Source organism: Streptomyces sp. 13-12-16, assembly GCF_002114215.1.
Taxonomy (GTDB): domain Bacteria; phylum Actinomycetota; class Actinomycetes; order Streptomycetales; family Streptomycetaceae; genus Streptomyces.
Genome location: NZ_NCTE01000126.1, coordinates 1 through 4,195 on the forward strand (window position 1 = coordinate 1; position 4,195 = coordinate 4,195).

4 protein-coding genes are annotated in these 4,195 nt (G+C 74.2%); 1 reads left to right on the top strand and 3 read right to left on the bottom strand.

All coding sequences use genetic code 11. The features are described from left to right. The 3 genes from B7767_RS05940 to B7767_RS05950 all read right to left on the bottom strand — a co-directional run. Positions 1-919 (bottom strand): NAD(P)/FAD-dependent oxidoreductase (locus tag B7767_RS05940; RefSeq protein WP_085571202.1); only part of this gene is annotated, 919 nt, incomplete at its 3' end. A 100-nt stretch (positions 920-1,019) separates the two neighbouring features. Then, positions 1,020-1,964, bottom strand: coding sequence for an RNA polymerase sigma factor SigJ (gene sigJ, locus B7767_RS05945; RefSeq protein ID WP_085571200.1), 945 nt, complete (start codon positions 1,962-1,964; stop codon positions 1,020-1,022). Between the two features lie 101 nt (positions 1,965-2,065). Further along, complete coding sequence (locus tag B7767_RS05950) at positions 2,066-2,839, bottom strand: polysaccharide deacetylase family protein (protein ID WP_085571201.1); 774 nt, start codon at positions 2,837-2,839, stop codon at positions 2,066-2,068. A 314-nt stretch (positions 2,840-3,153) separates the two neighbouring features. Here B7767_RS05950 and B7767_RS05955 point away from each other — a divergent pair. Beyond that, on the top strand, positions 3,154-4,195 hold a 1,042-nt coding region (locus B7767_RS05955), incomplete at its 3' end, for an MMPL family transporter (RefSeq protein ID WP_179167043.1).

The window sequence follows — 4,195 nt, forward strand, 5'->3', positions numbered from 1 at the left end:
CGATGGCGTCGGCGGCCTGCCAGGCGGTGGGGACGCCCGAGGCGCACGACATCCGCAGCGGCTTGTCGCCGGGCCCCTGCACCAGTGCCGCGTCGCCGACGGCGTACACCTCCGGGTGCGAGAGGGAGCGCATGGTGGCGTCGACCACGATCTGTCCGGTGCCGGTGGTCTCCAGGGTGGTGGCCCCGGCGAGCGGGTGGACGGCGAAGCCGGTGGTCCACAGGGTGACCGCGGCCGGGAGGGAGCGGCCGTCGGCGGTGGTGACGTGGTCGGCCCCGACGGCGGTGACGGAGGTCCGTTCGTGCACCGTGACGCCGAGCCTGTCGACGACCTTGCGCAGGTGCCGGCGGCCCCTGGCGGAGAGCCAGTCGCCGAGGTCGCCGCGGGCGGCGAGGGAGACGTCGAGGTCCGGGCGGGACTCGGCGATCTCGGTCGCGGCCTCCAGGCCGGTGAGTCCGCCTCCGACCACGACCACGGACCGCCCCGCCTCCAGGCCGGCCAGGCGCTCGCGCAGCCGGAGGGCCCCGGGGCGACTGGCGATCTCGTGGGCGTGTTCGGCGACGCCGGGGACGCCGTGGGTGTCCCAGCCGCTGCCGAGGGCGTACACGAGGGTGTCGTAGGTCAGTCGCCGGGTTCCCCCGGTGTCGTCGGTGACGGTGACCGTCCTGCGGTCGGCGTCCACGCCCGTCACCTTCGCGACCACCGGTTCCACGCCGGTGCCCGCGAACATCTCGCCGAGGGGGCGGGGCCTGAGCTCCTGGCCCGCCGCGAGCTGGTGCATGCGGACGCGTTCGACGAAGTCGGGCTCGGCGTTGACGAGGGTGATCGCGACGTCCTCCCGGCGCAGCCGCTTGGCCAGGCGCCCGGCGGCGACGGCTCCGGAGTATCCGGCTCCGAGGACGATGATGCGGTGCTGCATTTCCCTGCTCCTGTCGTCGGCTCTTCGGCGGGTCGCCCCTTGAACCGGGCGGCCCGCCGTTTCCTGACAGGAGCAGGGTGTGACGTGCGTCACATGGCGCTCAGAAGGCGATGAGCAGGGGTTCTCCGTGGTCGGCGCCCGCCCAGAGCCGGGTCGCGCGTTCCAGCTTGTCGGGGTTCACCTGGTTGCGGATCGCGGTGATGCCCTCGGGGGTGACCGCGAAGCACATGATGCCGACGATCCGTCCGTCGAGGACCGCCACCAGGGCGGGGTCGCCGTTGGCGGTCGTGGCGTAGACGCCGGGCGAGCCGCCCATGATGGCGCGCTTGGCCTTGCCCGGCTTGAACAGGCCCCGCATGAACGTCGCGACCGCGAGCGCGCCCTCGAACGCCTTGGCGCGGGCCGGGACCTTCCCGCCGCCGTCGCCGACCGCGACGGCGTCCTGGGTGAGCAGCCGTACGAGCGGCTCGGTCCGGCCGCTGGTGGCGGCGGCGAGGAACTCGTCGACGACCCGCCGGGCGGCGGCCTCGTCGATCTCGGTACGGGCCTTGCCGTCCGCGACGTGCTTCCTGGCCCGGTGGAAGATCTGCTGGCTGGCGGCCTCGGTGAGGTCGAGGATCCCGGCGATCTCCCGGTGCGGGTAGCCGAAGGCCTCCCGCAGCACGTACACCGCCCGCTCGTCGGGGGAGAGACGTTCCAGCAGGACGAGGACGGCGTACGAGACCGACTCGCGCTGTTCGGCGGTGTCGGCGGGGCCGAGCATCCGGTCGCCGGCGAGCAGCGGCTCGGGGAGCCACTCGCCCACGTAGGTCTCGCGCCGGGCGCGGGCCGAGGTGAGCTGGTTGAGGCACAGGTTGGTGAGCACCTTCGTCAGCCAGGCCTCGGGGACCTCGATGCGGTCGGTGTCGGCGGCCTGCCAGCGCAGGAACGTCTCCTGCACGGCGTCCTCGGCCTCGCTCGCGGAGCCGAGCAGGCGGTAGCCGATGGCCTCCAGGCGGGGCCTGGAGGCCTCGAACCGGTCCACGTCCTCCACGGTCAGGGCCATGCCCCGGATCCTAGCCCGGCCGGGGTCCCGGCGGCGCGGGCGGCGGCCCCGGGCGGACGCCGGTCCCTCCGCGACGTGGCGGTCGCGGGGGGACCGCGGGCTCAGCGGACCGGGAAGCCGAAGGAGTAGCCCTGCTCCTTGAGCCAGGGCAGGACGCGGCGCAGGGCCTCGACGGTCTGGGCGCGGTCGCCGCCCGCGTCGTGGAAGAGGACGGTCGGCCCGTTGGAGATCTCCTGCTCGACGGTGGCGACGATGGCGTCGGAGCCCGGCTGCTCGAAGTCCTTGGTGTCCACGTTCCAGCCCAGCGGGCGCATGCCCCGGGAGGCGGCCAGTTCGCGGCTGTAGGGGGTGAAGGCCCCGCCGGGGGCGCGGTAGTACATCGACCGCACGCCCCCGGACGCCTTGATGATCATGCGTTCGGCGTCGAGGATCTCCTTCGACTGGTAGGCCTCGGACTTCTTGTCCATGGTGGTGTCGTGCGACACCGTGTGGTTGCACAGCCGGTGCCCGGCCGCGACGACCTCCTTCACGAGGTCCGGGTGGGCCTGGGCCTGGATCCCCGTCACGCAGAACGTGGCCTTCACCCCGTACTCCCGCAGGATGTCGAGGACCTGGGGGGTCCACGCGGGGTCGGGGCCGTCGTCGATGGTGATGTTGACGCCGCGGGCCCCCGCGTCCGAGGCGTGCGCGATGCTCACGTCGACCGGCCGGCCGTCACCGCCCGGCGCGGCGGACGCGGTCGCCTTCGGCGACGCTCCGCCCACGGGATCGGCCTGCGCGGTCCACACCGAGGCGCCGACGGCGAGCACCGTCACCCCGAGCGCCGCCCCGACCAGCTTGCCGTACCAGCCCCGCCCGCCGCCGTGCCGTGCCATGTCCGCCCCGCCCTCGCGTAGTCGCCCGCCGATCCCCGGTCCATGTGGGATCAACCGGCAGGACGGGGAACGGCGGCCGTCGGATGCGTCCGTTACCGATCACGGACAATGCCGGGGGAGTTCGCGGACAACTCGACGAGCGGCGGACCGGCCCGTGGTGCGTACGCACCAGGACACGGGGGCGGCTGGTCCGGGCGCACCAGGGGAGGACGGCGGCGCAGGACGATGCCCGCCGGGGGCGCCGGAGGGAAGTGTGGGAGGCGCGCGGATCCCGCGCGTTCCCCTCCCTCAGCGGTGTCTGGAGTGATCGGCAAGTGGCGACGTATCTGTACCGGATCGGACGGTGGGCCTTCCGGCGGCGACGGCTCGTGGGCGGCGTGTGGCTGGGTGTCCTGGTGCTGGCCATGGCCGCCGCAGCCGTGGCGCCGGCCGGGGAGGAAGAGGACTTTTCCATGCCCGGCACCGAGTCGCAGAAGGCGTTCGACCTGCTGGACGAGCGGTTCCCCGAGAGCAACTCCCAGGGCGCCGAGGCCCGTCTGGTGTTCCGGGCCCCCGACGGGCAGCGGGTGACGGCCACGGAGAACAGGGCGGCCGTCGAGGACACGCTCGGCTCGCTGGACGGGGGCGGCCAGGTCGCGTCGGCCACCGACCCCTACGAGACCGGTGCCGTCAGCGAGGACGGCACCGTCGCCTACTCCACGATCACCTACACCGTGGACGCCGTCGACCTGACCGGGGCGACGAAGAGCGCCCTGGAGGACGCCGCGGACCGGGGCCGGGACGCGGGGCTGACCGTGGAGATCGGCGGCTCGGCCCTGGACGCGGAGGAGGAACCGGGCGGTACGACGGAGATCGTCGGCGTGCTGGTGGCGGCGGTGGTGCTGGTCCTCACCCTCGGGTCACTGGCCGCGGCCGGACTGTCGCTGCTGACCGCCCTCCTGGGCGTGGCCGTAGCCTTCGGCCTGGTCACCGCGCTGGCCGTGCCGCTGGGCCTGACGTCGACCGTCGCCATCCTGGCGCTGATGCTGGGGCTGGCGGTCGGCATCGACTACGCGCTCTTCATCACCTCCCGCTTCCGCGACGAGCGTGCCCGGGGCAGCGCGCCGGAGGAGGCGGCGGGCCGGGCGGTGGGCACGGCCGGATCCGCCGTCGTCTTCGCCGGCGCGACCGTCCTCATCGCCCTGGCCGGGCTGGGGGTCGTCGGCATCCCCGAACTCACCAGGATGGGCCTGGGCGGCGCGGGCGCCGTGGCCCTCGCCGTGCTCGTCGCGCTGACCCTGACCCCCGCGCTGTTCGGCTTCTTCGGCCGTCGGGTACTGCCCCGCGCCCTCCGCAAGGCCGGCCGGGCGGGCGGCG